Consider the following 14,049-nt stretch of genomic DNA (forward strand, 5'->3'; position numbering starts at 1 on the left):
CGCAGTCGTGTAGTCTATAACTAGTCATAATGTGCAACAGCGTCTTAGAAAACCGATAGGCAGACGCGTGCCACCACCGATGCATGATCGCCGGCGATGGCCGAATTTTAGGGTGGAAAGAGACGGTGCGTGATAGGCACTGACAGATGGTCATGCCGGTCCGGGCAGTTCGTATTGTTACGCTAAAGTCAGAAAATGCGCCTGATCATATCGTCTCTTCGGATTTGATGTTATGCCGGTTCGCGTAGATGTCTGCGAGCTTCTTCGCCACGTTCTCAGGTCTGATGTGGGTGTATCTTGCAAGCATTTTGTAGTCACGGTGGCCACTGATCATTGCTACTTCGGGCACCGTTAGGCCCATTTCAAAGAACCGGGATATCGCTTCATGACGCAAATCGTGGAAGTGAAGTCCTTTGATACCTGATTTCTTTACCGATAGGATCCAGTTTCGTTTTACCTGATGCTTGCTTTGCGTTATAAGGTTGGTTTTGACATCATTTTTCGATATGATTCTAATAATAGCCTCTATGGCATTGGGAGTTAATGGTATTGTCCTTGGCGATCCGTTCTTTGTGATCGGGAAGTAAACCGTTTTCTTGCAGAAATCGATGTGTTGAAGTTCGATACCAAATAACTCGCACCCTCTTGCCCCGGTCTCGATTGCAAGAGTGATAATGTCGGTAAGATAATCACATCCTCTATCATGGATAGCTGTGGTTATTTTTTCTAGTTCTCTGTGCTCTAGTCTTCTTGTTCGTGCATTGTTTACAGCAGGCTTATGAACTTTTCGGAAAACGTTTTCCTTCACAGGCAAGTCCCATACCCTTCGGGCGATCTCCAGGGCGTGACTAAGGACAGCAAGTTCTCGGACAACTGTCGCTGGTTTAGCTACTTTTAGTCTTGTGTCGCGATAGTAAGCTGCCTTACCTTCTGACAGATCGTTTAAGCGAACGCTATGTAGCGGATATTTCGTGACAAGCCTGATTATAGACTGCTCTCTTGGACAGCCGCGTTTAGTCGGGGAAATTTCGTTGCCATATCGTGTGAGTATGCTGCCGATGGTTTCCTGCTGCTGATCCTCATAATCCAATTGAGATCGGGCATCGCCAACAGCCGCTTCGGCTTGGATGGACCATCGCTTGGCTTCGATCTTGGTCGCGAAGGTTCGGCTGACTGGAGCAGCGCCAGTGATTCGGACCTGTGCCTGCCAGCTTCCGTTCCTTTTTCGAATCGATGCCATTTGACCGCTCACAGTGACATACAGTGGGAGTGGCCCTGAAAAGACGGTTATTTTTGTTGACGCTGTGCCGTTGGTAGGCGCTGTAAGCCGTTGGTCACAAACGCTTATCGCTGATCCTAGAGTGACGCGACACTGACCAAGCCGTGTGCTATTTTCGGCAAGGATCATGCTGGTGCGACGGTCAAGCCTTCCGGGCGACCGGAACGTGCCGCGCCTACCGCTGATTGAACCTTCGCGCGTCCGTACATGGCGCGTTCACGCGCACGCGTCATTCTGCGGATCCGAACATGACGATTCCCCTCCCCATCGCGCTCGTGAACGCGCGCCCCGTCGGCATCGCCGAGCTCGCCGCCTCCGCGGTGGCGCGCGCGCCGGCGCCCGATCGGCACGGCACCTTCCCCGTCGAGGCGATCGCGGCGCTGCGCGGCGCCGGGCTGCTCGTCGCGCCGCTGCCCGAGGCGTTGGGCGGAGCGGGCTTGTGCACGCCCGGCGGCGCCGACCGCCTGCGCGACGTGCTGCGCGGAATCGGGCGCGGCAACCTCGCGGTCGGGCGGATCTACGAGGGCCACGTCAACGCGCTGGCGCTGGTGCTGCGCTACGGCAGCGATCCGGTGCGCGCGCGCTTCGCGGCCGATGCCCGTGCCGGGCACCTGTTCGGCGTGTGGAACACCGAGCCGGCGGAGCCGGGCGGTCTCGCGCTCGGCACGGAGGCGGATCCGGCGGTGCTGACCGGCGCGAAGTCCTACGCCTCGGGGGCCGGGCACGTCACGCGCCCGCTGGTGACCGCGCGGCTGCCGGACGGGCGCCGCCAGATGCTCGTGGTGCCGCTCGATCCGGAAGCCCGCGCCGAGCTCGCCGACTGGCGCGCCCACGGGATGCGCGCCTCCGCCACCGGCACCGTCGACTTCTCCGGCCTGCGGGTCGAGCCCCTGGACCGCATCGGCGCCCCGGACGACTATTATCGCCAGCCGTTCTTCGCCGCCGGGGCGTGGCGCTTCCTCGCGGTCCAGTGCGGCGGCATCGAAGCGGTGCTGGAGGCGCATCGCGGCCACCTGACCGAGACCGGCCGCGGCGGCGATCCGCACCAGCGCGCCCGCCTCGGGCAGGCGGCCACGGCCGCCGAGACCGCGCGCCTGTTCGTGGAGCATGCCGCCCGGCTGGCGACGACGGAGCCCGTCGAGGGCGACCGGGCGGTCGCCTACGTCGCCCTCGCCCGCGGCGCGGTCGAGCGGGCGGGCCTCGACGCGATCGAGCTGGCCCAGCGCTCGGTCGGCCTCTCCGGCTTCCTCGAAGCCCACCCGCTCGAGCGGCTGGTGCGCGACCTCGCGACCTACCTGCGCCAGCCGGCCCCCGACGGCGCACTCGTCAGCGCGGCGGCCTACGTCGCCGGGGCCGACGCCCCGGTCCACGCACTCTGGCACGACCCCGAACCGACCTGACAGCCGCATCGACGCACGACCCCGTCGCGCCGAGCCCTGCGAACCGCCGAGACCCGATGCGCGCCGACGCCTTCCTGCCCCTCCTCGACACCCTGCCCGTCGCCGATCTCTCGGCGATGGCGACGCGCGGCCTCGTCGTGGTCGCCCCCCATCCCGACGACGAGAGCCTCGGCTGCGGCGGCCTGATCGCCGAGGCGCGGGCGCGCGGCCTGCCCGTCCGGCTCGTCGTCGTCAGCGACGGTTGCGGCTCGCACCCGAATTCCCGCCTGTACCCGCCCGAGCGGCTGCGCGGCTTGCGCGAGGACGAGACCCGCCGGGCGGTCGGCGAGCTCGGCTTGGCGCCCGAGCACGTCGCCTTCCTGCGCCTGCCCGACGCGCACGTGCCGAGCACCGGCGCGACGGCGCAGGCCGCGGCCGAGGCGGTCGCGGACGCCGTGCGCGAGAGCGGGGCCGATGCGGTCTTCGTCACGTGGCGCCACGACCCGCATTGCGATCACACCGCGGCGGCCGACATCGTCGGGCTCGCCCGCCCGCTGATCCCCGGCATCCGCGCCTACGCCTACCCGGTCTGGGGCTGGACCCTGCCGCCGGAGCGCGAGGTCGGGCCGGCGCCGACCGGCTTCCGGCTCGACGTCGAGGCGCACCGCCCCGCCAAGCGCCGGGCGGTCGCGGCGCACGCCTCGCAGACGACGCGGCTGATCGCCGACGATCCGGACGGCTTCCGCCTATCGGAGGCGATGGTCGAGCGCCTGTGCGGCCCCTACGAACGCTTCGTGGAGCTGCCGCGATGAGCCGCCGCGCCGACTCGCTGACGCCGGATTACTTCGCCGGGCTCTACGGCGCCGACCCCGATCCCGATCCGTGGGGCTTCACCACCAGCGCCTACGAGGCCGCCAAGTACGCCGCGACGCTCGAAGCCCTGCCGCGCGAGCGCTACGCCTCGGGCCTCGAGATCGGCTGCTCGATCGGCGTCCTCACCCACCGGCTCGCGCCGCGCTGCGCGGCGCTGCTCGGCATCGACGTGGTCGAGACCGCGCTCGCCGCCGCCCGCGCCCGCAACGCCGCGACGCCATGGGTGCGCTTCGAGGCCTGCGCGATCCCGGATGCCTGGCCGGCGGGCCGGTTCGACCTGATCGTGCTGTCGGAGGTGGCGTACTTCTTCTCGCGCGCGGACGTCGCGCGGATCGCGGCGCGGATCGGGTCGTCGATCCTGCCCGGCGGCGACATCGTGCTGGTGCACTGGCTCGGCGAGACCGACTATCCGCTCTCGGGCGACGCCGCGGCCGAGGCCCTGATCGCGGATGCGCGCTTCGCACGGCCGGTGCATCGGATCCGCGCCGCCGAGTACCGCCTCGACGTGCTGCACGTGGACGGGGTCGCGGCCGAGGTCTCGGCGTGAGCGTCAGCGTCGTCACCCTGAACAAGGGCCGCGGGCACCATCTCGCGCGCCTGCTCGAAGGCCTCGGGCGCGGCGCGCCGCCGGCGGAGGCCGTGATCGTCGAGATGGGCGGCGACGACGGCCCGCTGCCGGATCTCGGCTTCCCGGTGCGGCGCACGCATCTGCGGCGCGACGGCCTGCCTCTCGCCGCGGCCCGCAACGCCGGACGCCGCGCGGCGTCCGGCGACGTCCTGGTCTACCTCGACGTCGATTGCATCCCGTCGGCGACCCTGGTGTCCGGGCTCGCCGCATCCGTCGCCGAGCACGACGGGCTGATCTGCTGCGAGATCCGCTACCTTCCGGGCGCTGCGGTCTCCGACGGCTGGACCGAAGCCGGCCTCGACCGGGTCGGCCACCGCCATCCGGCGCGCCGCTTCCCGGAGGCCGGCGTGATCCCGGCGCCGCAACCGGGCCTGTTCTGGTCGCTCGCCTTCGCGGTGCGGGCCGCCACCTACGACCGCATCGGCGGCTTCGACGAGGGCTTCACGGGCTACGGCGCCGAGGACACCGACCTCGCCTTCCGCGCGGCGCAGGCCGGGGTGCCGGTGCTGTTCGCCGGCGGGATGCACGCCTTCCACCAGCACCACCTGTCCTGCGACCCGCCGCTGCAGCACTTCACCGACATCGTCGCCAACGCCCGGCGCTTCCACCGACGCCACGGGATCTGGCCGATGGACGGCTGGCTCGACGCCTTCGCCGGGCTCGGGCTGGTGGCGGCCGACCGCGCCGGCGGCCTCGCCGTGCTGCGTTCCCCGACCGAGGCCGAGATCGCCGCGGCGCAGGTCCCCGCCGACCGGCCGTTCTGAGCGCGGGCTCAGCGCGCGTCGAGGCCGGCGGCGATCCGCTCGATCGTCGCGGCCAGCCGCGGCACGGCGTCGGGATCGTGCAGGGCGGACATCGCCGCGGGGTCGAGGGCGAGGCCGGCCGCGACGACGCTGGGCCAGGCGGACGCCTCCGGCCAGGACGGGCGCACCACGGCGGCGCCGAGGCGCTCGAGCGCCGCCGCCTTCTCGGTCTGCTCGCCGAAGGCCCGCGGTTCGGGCAGGCAGACGAAGCGGCGTCCCGCAGCCGCCACCGCCGCGACCACGCCGTCGCCGCCGCCCCCGACGACCAGGGCGGCGCGGGCGAGATGCGGGCCGATCTCGGCGACCCATCCGTGCAGGTGCAGGTTCGGGGGCGGATCGGCGACCATGCCCGCGACCGGACCGAGGACGTGCCAGGCGCGATCCGGCACCGCGCGCGCCGCGGCGGCAAGCTCGGCGGCATCGCCGCCCGCGCCGCCGCGGCCGAACACCACGACGATCGGGCCGTCGGGGTCCGGGGCGGGGCCGGGGCGGGCGGTCGCGCCGAGGAAGCCGGCGTAATGGGTCCTGTCGCGCACCCAGGCCGGGACGGACGCGCCGTCGAGGGCGCGCGGGAACGGTGCGATCAGGCGCTCGGCGCTGCGGAAGGCCTCGAGATGGGGTGGATCGGTCCGGGTGCCGGCGAGCCGCACCATCAGCACCGGCACCGACATCAGGCGCGCGAACAGCGCGACCTCGACCGAGACGTCGACCACGATCAGGGCGGGGTCCTCCCGCGCGATCCAGGCCGCGATCGCCCCCATGCGGTCGCGCAGGCCCGCCAGCCGGAGGGGCGCGTAGTGGAAGGCCTCGGGGCGCGTCGCCGCCCCGTCACGGCCGTCGAAAGCGGCCTCGGGCGAACGGGCCTCGGGCAAGCGGTCGTCGGGCAGGTCGAGCACGCTGCCCGGCGCCGCGTCGCGATCGAGGCCGGCCAGCGTGCCGATCAGGGTGCAGGGCCGGTCGAGGTGCCGGGTGATCGCGCAGGCGCGCTGCCAATGGCCGGCGCCCTGATGGTGGACGTAGTAGCCGACCGGCCGCTTCACGCGGCCGCGCTCGGGCGGAGGATCGTGTCGAAGGCGGCGAGCGCAGCGTCGAGCTCCATCTCCGGAGCCGGTCCGTCCGCGGCCTCGCACAGCGGGCCCGCCCGCTCGACGAAGGCGATGTCGTTGACGCAGGCATCCGGGCTGATGGATGCGAGGTCCGCGGCGGTGAGGCCGAACGCCGCGAGGGCGGCAAGGCGCTCGGGTCCGGCCGTGCCGCGGAAGACGCTGCGCAGCGCCGCGCGCCGCGCGATCACGGCTTCCCAGTGGCTCGGTGCGGGCAGGCGGTAGGGGAGGCCGGCGCGGGCGGTGACGGCGCGCCGGACCATCTCGGTGGCCATGCCGCCTTGCGCCCGGCCGGCGGCGCGGTCGGAGACCATCACCGACACCTCGGGACAGTGGCGCAGGCGTCCGCCGGCCTCGCGGACGCGGGCGACGAGGGCGTTGTCCTCGCCGCGCGGCAGGGCCGGCAGGCCGCCGACGCTGCGATACAGCGCGGCGCGCAGCGCGAGGCTCGCGCCGGTATGGTCGCCGTGACGGGGGGCGGGATCGTGCGGCGGCGGATCGAGCGCGTCCTCGATCCGGCGGACGGCGGCCCAGTAGCGCTCGATCCGGTCATGCAGGTCGGCGAGCGCCGGATCGGTCTCTTGTTCCGGGTCGATCACGAGACGGCCGCCGACGATCTCGGCGCCCTCCAGCGCCCGGAGGTTGGCGGCGAGCCAGGTCCGCGGCACCCGCGCGTCGGCGTCGGTGGTGAGCAGGATGCCGTCGGGATGCCCGTCGGCGTCGAGCCAGGCGGCGCCGGCATCGAGCGCCATCCGCCGCGCGGTGCCGACATGGGCCTCCGCCGGCTCGAGATGCGCCTCGATCACCCGGATCGCGAGCGCGGGCGCCTCGCCCGCCGCCTCCATCGCGCGCACGGCGGCGACCGTGCCGTCGGTGCAGTTGTTGGCCACGATCAGGACGCGCAGGGGCGTCCCGGCCGAGAGGCCGTCCTGAGCGGCCAGCGAGCGGAGGAGGCGCGGCAGGCAGCGCACCTCGTCGCGGGCGGGCACGCAGACGACCGCCTGTTCGGACGGGCGCATGGTCAGGCCTGCGCGCCGGCGACGCGGCGCAGGCGCGGCACCGGCAGCAGCGAGAGGTCGTGCGCGGCGAGCGCCGCGTCGTAGAGCGCCTCGTAGCCGGCGGTCATCGCGTCGGCGTCGAACAGGTCCTCGGCACGCTGCCGGCAGGCGCGGCGGTCGAGGGCGACGGCGCGGACGATCGCGTCCGACAGGCTCGCGACGTCGTCGGGCGCCGCCAGCGCGCCGCAGGTGGCGTCGAGGATGTCGGGGAGCGCGCCGCGGCGGAAGCCGGCGACCGGCGTGCCGCAGGCCAGCGCCTCGGCGACCACCAGCCCGAACGGCTCCTCCCAGCGCGGGGTGACCAGGGCCGCCCGCGCCCCGCCGAGGTGACGCGCGAGCTCGGCATGGCCGAGATGGCCGAGATCGACGAGGTCGTCCCCGAGGCGCGGGGCGATCCACTCCGCCCAGTAGGCGGGATTGGGCCGCGGGCCGGCGAAGTGCAGCGGGAGGCCGGCGGCGCGCGCGGCGTCGATCGCCAGGTGCAGCCCCTTCTCCGGCACGATCCGGCCGGACCAGAACACGTAGGGCACCGGGTCCGGCGCCGGGCGGTAGACGAAGACCGTGAGCTCGACGCCGTTGCCGATGACGACCGGCTCGGCGACGATCTCGCGCCACGCGTCGGCCGTGTGGTTCGAGACGGCGGCGAACGGCATGCCGGCGGGAGCGGCGCGCACGCCCGCCTCAAGCGAGTCGAACGGGGGCGTGTGAAGCGCCGTCACCATCGGCACCGCGAGGTCCCGGCTTCGGCGCAGCGGCAGGTCGTGAAGACTGTTGTTGTGCACGATGTCGAAGTCGCCGGCCCGCACCAACTCCATGATCCGCGCATAGGCCGCGTTCTCGGCGCGATCGATGGACGCATGACGCAGTGGATCGCCGAGCCCGTCACCGGTGGGCGGGCAGACGCAGACCGGCGCAAGTGTCGGATCCGATCCCTCCGAGGCGAACAACGTCACGTCGTGCCCGCGTCGCATCAGGGCGCCGGCGAGGAGATGCGTGTGCATCTCCAGACCGCCCGGATACGGCTGCGCGATGGGGAACTTCAGGTGGGCGATGAGAGCGATCTTCACGGAAGCTCGTTTTCCAGCGACGGAGGCCGTGGTCGCACATCGCATATCCTGTCTGTGTGCAGGATGAACGGATGCAACATTGCTGATTCACCGACCATCCCGGAAGCCGAGGATGACCGCAACGGTTCCCGCGTCGACGCAAGGTGCTGGGGACAGCGGGCCGCCATCGTATACGCCCGGGCGGCACGGGTCTCGCGGCGCCGGGGCCGCGGCGGACTTTCACATTGGATCGATCGAGGGGCCGTGCGATCCTGCGCTATGATGCAGGACCATCCGATCGGCGCACGATGACGGGACGCGAGGACGGCCGGGTCCGCCATCCCGCCTGGGTGCGGGCGACGCACTGGATCAACGCCGCCGCGTTCGTCGCGCTCGCGGTCAGCGGCACGGCGATCCTGCTGGCGCTGCCGCGGCTGTTCTGGGGCGAGACGGGCGCGCTCGATGCCCCGGCATGGATCGCCCTGCCGCTGCCGGTGAACCTCGAGCAGACCGGCTGGGGCCGCAACATCCACTTCCTCGCCGCCTGGATCTTCGTCCTCAACGGGCTGCTCTATCTCGCCTGGAGCCTCGCGACGCGCCACCTGTCCCGCCGGCTGCTGCCGGATGCGGATCAGGTCCGCCCGGCGCACATCGCCGGCACGGTGCGCGAGCACCTGCACCTGCGCGGCCCGGGGCCGACGCAGACCCGCTACAACGTTCTTCAGAAGCTCGCCTACCTGGCGGTCGTCCTGGTGCTGTCGCCGCTGATGCTGCTCACCGGCCTGACGATGTCGCCCGGGGTCACGACGGCGATCCCCGAGCTGTTCGACCTGTTCGGCGGACGGCAGTCGGCCCGGACCCTGCACTTCCTGTGCGCGTCCCTGCTGGTGGCGTTCCTCGCCGTGCACGTCTGGCAGGTCCTGGCCAACGGCCCGGCGGCGCTGATGCGCGGGATGACCATCGGGCGCCGGGCGCCGGCCGCGGAACCCGCGCGGCGGCACGAGCGCGAGGCGAAGCGATGAGCGGCATCTCCCGGCGCAAGCTGATCCTCGGCGCCTCGGCTCTCGGCGGCACCGGGCTGCTTCCCGGCTGCGAGAGGATCGGGGAGGGCGGCCCGAGCCGCGGCGGCCTCTACGGGATCAGCGAGCGCCTGAGCTTCACCGTGCAGCGCTTCCTGCTGCGCCATCAGCCGCTGGTGCGCGAGTTCTCCCCGGACGCGATCTCGGCGGTCTTCCCGACGATCAACACCACCGACCCCGACGACGTTGCCTACCGCCGCTCGAAGGAGATCGGCTTCTCGGACTGGCGCCTGCCGGTGCGCGGGCTGGTGGCGAACCCGGCCGCATTCTCGCTCGCCGACCTGAAGGCGATGCCCGCCCGCACCCAGATCACGCTACATTCCTGCGAGCAGGGCTGGTCGGCGATCGGCGGATGGACCGGGGTTCCGCTGGCCCACGTCCTGGCCGTCGCCGGCCTGAAGCCGGAAGCGCGCTTCATCGTGATCCGCACCGTCGACGGCTGGTGGGACACCTACGACCTGTTCGACGCGCTCCACCCGCAGACGATCCTCGCCTACGGCATGAACGGCGGCGCGCTGCCGATCGCGCACGGCGCGCCGGTGCGGCTCCGGGTCGAGCGGCAGCTCGGCTACAAGTCGCTGAAGTACCTCGCCTCGATCGAGGCCGTCGATCGCGTGGACGGCCTCGGCCAGGGCCGCGGCAGCATGGTCTCCGAACTCGGCTTCAGCTGGTACGCGGGGATCTGAGGCGTCCGCCTCACTGCGAGGCGGCCGCCCCCGTCACCCGCCAGACCGCGTTGCCGACGTCGTCCGAGACGAGCAGCGCCCCGGTCTTGTCGAAGGCCACGTCCACGGGGCGCCCCTGCGCCTTCTCGTCGGCGTCGAGGAAGCCGGCCAGCACGTCCACCGGCTTGCCCGCGGGCCGGCCGTCGGCGAACGGCACGTAGATCACTTTGTAGCCGCTCTTCGGACGACGGTTCCACGAGCCGTGCTGGGCGACGAACAGGCCGCTGGTCCAGGCCGGGGGCAGGTTCGCTCCCCGCGAGAACGCGATGCCGAGCGAGGCCGTGTGGGGACCGAGGGCGTAGTCCGGCACGATCGCCTTGGCGACGAGGTCCGGGCGCTGCGGGGTGACGCGCTCGTCGACGTGCGGGCCGTAATAGCTGTAGGGCCAGCCGTAGAACCCGCCCTCCTTCACCGCGGTGACGTAGTCCGGCACGAGGTCGCTGCCGATCTCGTCGCGCTCGTTGACCGCGGCCCAGAGCGCGCCGGTCTCGGGCTCGAAGCCCAACCCGTTCGGGTTGCGCAGGCCGGTGGCGTATTCGCGGAAGGCCTTGGTCGCGATCGTATATTCCCAGATCGCGGCGCGGCCCTTCTCGGCCTCGAGCCCGTTCTCGGCCACGTTGCTGTTCGAGCCGACGGTGATGAACAGCTTGGCGCCGTCGGAGCTCGCGACCACGTTCTTGGTCCAGTGATGGTTGATCCCGGCCGGCAGGTCGACGATCTTCTCGGGCGTCGCGCCGTTCTCGGTCCCGCCGGCCTCGTAGGGCACCCGCACCAGCGCGTCGGCGTTGGCGACGTAGAGGTCACTGCCGACCAGCGCCATGCCGAACGGCGAGGTCAGGCCCTTCAGATAGACCGTTTTCACCTCGGCGACCCCGTCCCCGTCGCCGTCGCGGAGCAGCACGATCCGGTCCGGGCTCTTCACGCCGGCGCCGGCCCGATCCATGATCTTGCCCGCGATCCAGGCCTTCACGCCGGGAAACGTGCCGTCGGAGGGCGGGGTGTTGCTCTCGGCGACGAGCACGTCGCCGTTCGGCAGGGTGTAGAGCCAGCGCGGATGGTCGAGCCCCTCGGCGAAGGCCGCGACCGAGAGGCCGGCGGCCGGCGCGGGCTTCGCGCCCTTCGCCCAGCCGGTGGCGGGCGCGATGTTGACGGTGGGCAGCGGCGTCGCGTTCGGGGCGGGCAGCGTCGGGCTCGCCCCCTGGCCGTCGGCGAGCGGGAGCGACGCGCTCTCGGGATAGACCGCGAAGCGCACGAAGGCCGCCCCGCCGAGGAGGACCACGGCCAGCGCCGCGAGCCCGAGTTTTGCCGATGTCCGCATGTCGTTCCGTGAATCCGTCGTTCGTCCGGCGGCCTGCCCCGCCGATCGGACGGGACCGGCCCTGCCGGATGATGATCTTGTCCGAGGATAAGAACCGAGCGGGCAATTGGCTCCGTTCGCACGCCGAGGGTGCCGGCGGCGCCCGGGGACGCGTATAGGACGGTGCGTGGGTCCCTCGCCGAAGGGTCGCGCTCCGGGCGCGAGCGGCGCGGGCGCCGAGCGAGCCCTCGATGACCGATGCGCCCCCAGGCCAGCCGACCTTCGCCGACGTGGCGCGCGCCGCCGAGCGCATCGCCGGCGTCGCCCACCGCACCCCGGTGCTCACGTCGCGCACCGCCGACGAACGCGCCGGGGCGAGCCTGTTCTTCAAGGCGGAGAACCTGCAGCGCGTCGGCGCCTTCAAGTTCCGCGGCGCCTACAACGCGATCGCCGCGCTCGCCGACGACGCGCGGGCGCGCGGCGTCATCGCCTACTCCTCGGGCAACCACGCCCAGGCGATCGCCCTCGCGAGCCGGCTGCTGAACGTGCCGGCCACCATCGTGATGCCGCAGGACGCGCCGGCGATGAAGGTCGCGGCGACGCAAGGCTACGGCGCCGAGGTGGTGCGCTACGACCGCTACACCCAGGACCGCGTCGCCCTCGGCCGCGAACTCGCGGAGGCGCGCGGCCTCACCCTGATCCCGCCCTACGACCATCCGGACGTGATCGCCGGCCAGGGAACGCTCGCCCTCGAGCTGATCGCCGAGACCGGGCCGCTCGACATGCTCGTCGTCTGCCTCGGCGGCGGCGGCATGCTGTCGGGCTGCGCCCTCGTCGCCGCCGAGCGCTCGCCCGGCTGCGCCGTGATCGGCGTCGAGCCGGAGGCCGGCAACGACGGGCAACGCTCGCTCCGCGAGGGGCGGATCGTCACGATCCCGGTGCCGCGCACCATCGCCGACGGCGCGCAGACGACGTTCCTCGGATCGCTGACCTTCCCGATCATCCAGGAGCGGGTCGCCGACATCGTGACGGTGACGGACGCCGAGCTCGTCGCCACGATGCGCTTCTTCGCCGAGCGGATGAAGCTCGTGGTCGAGCCGACCGGCTGCCTCGCGGCGGCGGCGGTGATGCACGGCCGCCTCGACGTGCGGGGCAGGCGCGTCGGCGTGGTGATCAGCGGCGGCAACATCGACCTCGCATCGTTCGCCCGGCACGTCGCGGGCTGAGGAAGGTGCGCGCCCTGGTCCTCGTCGGCGCATGCCTGTGGGCCGGCGCGGCGCGTGCGGAGGACATGGCCTTCGATGCCGAGGCATGGCCCTACAGCGCGATCGGCAAGCTCAACGTGGTGCTCGGCACCAACCGCCTCCAATCCTGCACCGCGACCCTGATCGGTCCGCGGCTCGCGCTCACCGCCGCGCACTGCCTGTGGGACGAGCCGCGCAAGCGCTGGGTCAACCCGGGCGTCGTCCACTTCGTGGCCGGGTACCGCCAGGGCGCGTATCGCGCGCACAGCCTGGCCGCCGCCTACCGCAAGCCGGACGACTACGCCTTCGCCTACGGCACCGCGCGGCCGAACATGCAGGGCGACTGGGCCCTGGTCGAGCTCGCCGACCCGATCCCCGGCACGCCGCTGACGCTGGAGGATCCCGGTGCCGAAGCCGACCCGGCCGCGATCCGCCGCGAGATCCGGCGGGCGGGCTACAGCCGGCTCAAGCCCCAGCTGATGACCGCGCAGGGCGGTTGCAGCGCGTGGCGGGACCCCGGCCCGGCGCCCCTGCTGCTGCACGATTGCCGGGCGGTGCCCGGAGAATCGGGCTCGGCGCTGCTGCAGGTCGAGGCGGGCGGCCCCGTGGTGATCGGCGTGCTGGTGGCAGGCAGCCGGGAGGAGGGGCGGGCTCCGTCCGTCGCCGTGCCGACCGCCGCATTCCGCGGAACCGCGGCGGCGATGCTGAAAGCGCAGGCGACGACGCGCTGACGCAACCGTCGGTTCACCATGATGCCACAAAATCCGCACCTTTCGGGTCGAGCTTGGCCGGAACGCATCGCATCGGCGAGGCAATGGGCTGGGAGGCCGGGCGGCATGCAGGGTATCGGGACGAGATTGACGGTGCCGGCCCTGTCGGTCCTCCTGCTCGGACCAAGTCTCGGCGCCTGCAACACCAGCGCGAACACCGCTCTCAGCACCGGCTCGACGCGCGGCAAGCCGATGGTGGTGTCGGATACCGAGCGCGATTGCCTCGGCCGCGCGATGTACTTCGAATCGAACCGCAGCGATTCCGAAGGCCTGCTCGCGGTCGGGACCGTGGTGATGAATCGCCTGGAGAACGCCGCCTTCCCGAACGGCGGCATCTGCTCGGTGGTCGGCCAGCCGCGGCAGTTCGCGACCGGCGTGCTGACCAAGCCGATGGCCGAGAAGGACCTGCAGAAGGTCGCCGACGCCGCCGACGCAATCCTTGCCGGCGAGCGCCATCCCAAGGTCGGCCGGGCGATGTACTTCCACACCGCCGGCCGGAAATACCCGTACGACAACATGCACTACGTGGCGGTGGCCGGCGGCAACGCCTTCTACGAGAAGCGCAAGGCCGGGAGCCAGGCCCAGACCCCGCCGCCCGCCTCGACCGCGATGGCCTACGCCGAGGCGATCCCGCCGGCAGCGACCATCGCCCCGGCCGGCCCGGCGCAGACCGAGGTCGCGGCCGCGCAGACGGTGCTGGCCGAACCCGCCCGCGACATCTGCCAGGTGGCGGGCCTCGGCGCGCTTCCGGGCGGCGGCTGAGGC

At 71.6% G+C, this 14,049-nt stretch carries 14 protein-coding genes; 9 read left to right on the forward strand and 5 right to left on the reverse strand.

Going from position 1 to position 14,049, the window contains the following annotated elements:
* Positions 1 to 205: 205 nt before the first annotated feature.
* The gene (locus MKK70_RS11135) at positions 206 to 1,240 is read right to left on the reverse strand and encodes a site-specific integrase (RefSeq protein WP_243947673.1); all 1,035 of its coding nucleotides are present in this window, start codon (positions 1,238 to 1,240) and stop codon (positions 206 to 208) included.
* Between the two features lie 287 nt (positions 1,241 to 1,527).
* On the opposite strand from MKK70_RS11135, the gene MKK70_RS11140 reads away from it, so the two are divergent.
* From MKK70_RS11140 to MKK70_RS11155, 4 genes are read left to right on the forward strand one after another with little or no spacing between them, the layout of a single operon-like run.
* Positions 1,528 to 2,679 (forward strand): acyl-CoA dehydrogenase family protein, encoded by a 1,152-nt coding sequence (locus MKK70_RS11140; protein WP_243947675.1) that lies wholly within the window; start codon positions 1,528 to 1,530, stop codon positions 2,677 to 2,679.
* 56 nt (positions 2,680 to 2,735) lie between these two features.
* Entirely contained in the window at positions 2,736 to 3,470 is a 735-nt protein-coding gene (locus MKK70_RS11145; protein WP_243947677.1) for a PIG-L deacetylase family protein, read from the forward strand.
* A complete protein-coding gene (locus tag MKK70_RS11150) occupies positions 3,467 to 4,078 on the forward strand; it encodes an SAM-dependent methyltransferase (RefSeq protein WP_147844414.1) in 612 nt (203 codons plus the stop codon). Before MKK70_RS11145 ends, MKK70_RS11150 begins: the two co-directional genes overlap by 4 nt.
* Positions 4,075 to 4,923, forward strand: coding sequence for a glycosyltransferase family 2 protein (locus MKK70_RS11155; protein ID WP_243947679.1), 849 nt, complete (start codon positions 4,075 to 4,077; stop codon positions 4,921 to 4,923). The genes MKK70_RS11150 and MKK70_RS11155 overlap by 4 nt, the downstream gene beginning before the upstream one ends.
* An 8-nt stretch (positions 4,924 to 4,931) precedes the next feature.
* On the opposite strand, the gene MKK70_RS11160 is transcribed toward MKK70_RS11155, so the two are convergent.
* From MKK70_RS11160 to MKK70_RS11170, 3 genes are read right to left on the reverse strand one after another with little or no spacing between them, the layout of a single operon-like run.
* Positions 4,932 to 6,002 (reverse strand): glycosyltransferase, encoded by a 1,071-nt coding sequence (locus MKK70_RS11160; RefSeq protein ID WP_243947681.1) that lies wholly within the window; start codon positions 6,000 to 6,002, stop codon positions 4,932 to 4,934.
* On the reverse strand, positions 5,999 to 7,084 hold the full coding sequence (locus MKK70_RS11165) for a glycosyltransferase (RefSeq protein ID WP_243937492.1): 1,086 nt from the start codon (positions 7,082 to 7,084) through the stop codon (positions 5,999 to 6,001). Before MKK70_RS11165 ends, MKK70_RS11160 begins: the two co-directional genes overlap by 4 nt.
* A 2-nt stretch (positions 7,085 to 7,086) precedes the next feature.
* Entirely contained in the window at positions 7,087 to 8,190 is a 1,104-nt protein-coding gene (locus MKK70_RS11170) for a glycosyltransferase family 4 protein (protein WP_243947683.1), read from the reverse strand.
* 287 nt (positions 8,191 to 8,477) lie between these two features.
* On the opposite strand from MKK70_RS11170, the gene MKK70_RS11175 reads away from it, so the two are divergent.
* A complete protein-coding gene (locus MKK70_RS11175) occupies positions 8,478 to 9,191 on the forward strand; it encodes a cytochrome b/b6 domain-containing protein (protein WP_243947685.1) in 714 nt (237 codons plus the stop codon).
* Positions 9,188 to 9,934 (forward strand): molybdopterin-dependent oxidoreductase, encoded by a 747-nt coding sequence (locus MKK70_RS11180; protein WP_243947688.1) that lies wholly within the window; start codon positions 9,188 to 9,190, stop codon positions 9,932 to 9,934. Before MKK70_RS11175 ends, MKK70_RS11180 begins: the two co-directional genes overlap by 4 nt.
* Positions 9,935 to 9,944: 10 nt before the next feature.
* On the opposite strand, the gene MKK70_RS11185 is transcribed toward MKK70_RS11180, so the two are convergent.
* A complete protein-coding gene (locus MKK70_RS11185; protein WP_243947689.1) occupies positions 9,945 to 11,291 on the reverse strand; it encodes a PQQ-dependent sugar dehydrogenase in 1,347 nt (448 codons plus the stop codon).
* 230 nt (positions 11,292 to 11,521) lie between these two features.
* Between MKK70_RS11185 and MKK70_RS11190 the strand changes: the two genes are divergently transcribed.
* The 3 genes from MKK70_RS11190 (at position 11,522) to MKK70_RS11200 (ending at position 14,046) form a co-directional block, all read left to right on the forward strand.
* Entirely contained in the window at positions 11,522 to 12,496 is a 975-nt protein-coding gene (locus MKK70_RS11190) for a threo-3-hydroxy-L-aspartate ammonia-lyase (RefSeq protein ID WP_243947690.1), read from the forward strand.
* Between the two features lie 5 nt (positions 12,497 to 12,501).
* Positions 12,502 to 13,245 carry a trypsin-like serine peptidase gene (locus tag MKK70_RS11195; RefSeq protein ID WP_243947691.1) on the forward strand — a complete coding sequence of 248 codons (744 nt, stop codon included), beginning with the start codon at positions 12,502 to 12,504 and terminating at the stop codon, positions 13,243 to 13,245.
* Positions 13,246 to 13,350: 105 nt separating this feature from the next.
* Positions 13,351 to 14,046 (forward strand): cell wall hydrolase, encoded by a 696-nt coding sequence (locus tag MKK70_RS11200; protein ID WP_243934863.1) that lies wholly within the window; start codon positions 13,351 to 13,353, stop codon positions 14,044 to 14,046.
* Positions 14,047 to 14,049 lie beyond the last annotated feature (3 nt).

This window comes from Methylobacterium sp. E-041 (genome assembly GCF_022829665.1).
Lineage (GTDB): Bacteria > Pseudomonadota > Alphaproteobacteria > Rhizobiales > Beijerinckiaceae > Methylobacterium.

What these genes read in the sequence shown, in the direction of transcription:
- MKK70_RS11135 (WP_243947673.1), bottom strand. Translation starts at nt 1,240, where the DNA reads ATGGCATCGATTCGAAAAAGGAACGGAAGCTGGCAGGCACAGGTCCGA.
- MKK70_RS11140 (WP_243947675.1), top strand. Translation starts at nt 1,528, where the DNA reads ATGACGATTCCCCTCCCCATCGCGCTCGTGAACGCGCGCCCCGTCGGC.
- MKK70_RS11145 (WP_243947677.1), top strand. Translation starts at nt 2,736, where the DNA reads ATGCGCGCCGACGCCTTCCTGCCCCTCCTCGACACCCTGCCCGTCGCC.
- MKK70_RS11150 (WP_147844414.1), top strand. Translation starts at nt 3,467, where the DNA reads ATGAGCCGCCGCGCCGACTCGCTGACGCCGGATTACTTCGCCGGGCTC.
- MKK70_RS11165 (WP_243937492.1), bottom strand. Translation starts at nt 7,084, where the DNA reads ATGCGCCCGTCCGAACAGGCGGTCGTCTGCGTGCCCGCCCGCGACGAG.
- MKK70_RS11175 (WP_243947685.1), top strand. Translation starts at nt 8,478, where the DNA reads ATGACGGGACGCGAGGACGGCCGGGTCCGCCATCCCGCCTGGGTGCGG.
- MKK70_RS11180 (WP_243947688.1), top strand. Translation starts at nt 9,188, where the DNA reads ATGAGCGGCATCTCCCGGCGCAAGCTGATCCTCGGCGCCTCGGCTCTC.
- MKK70_RS11185 (WP_243947689.1), bottom strand. Translation starts at nt 11,291, where the DNA reads ATGCGGACATCGGCAAAACTCGGGCTCGCGGCGCTGGCCGTGGTCCTC.
- MKK70_RS11190 (WP_243947690.1), top strand. Translation starts at nt 11,522, where the DNA reads ATGACCGATGCGCCCCCAGGCCAGCCGACCTTCGCCGACGTGGCGCGC.
- MKK70_RS11200 (WP_243934863.1), top strand. Translation starts at nt 13,351, where the DNA reads ATGCAGGGTATCGGGACGAGATTGACGGTGCCGGCCCTGTCGGTCCTC.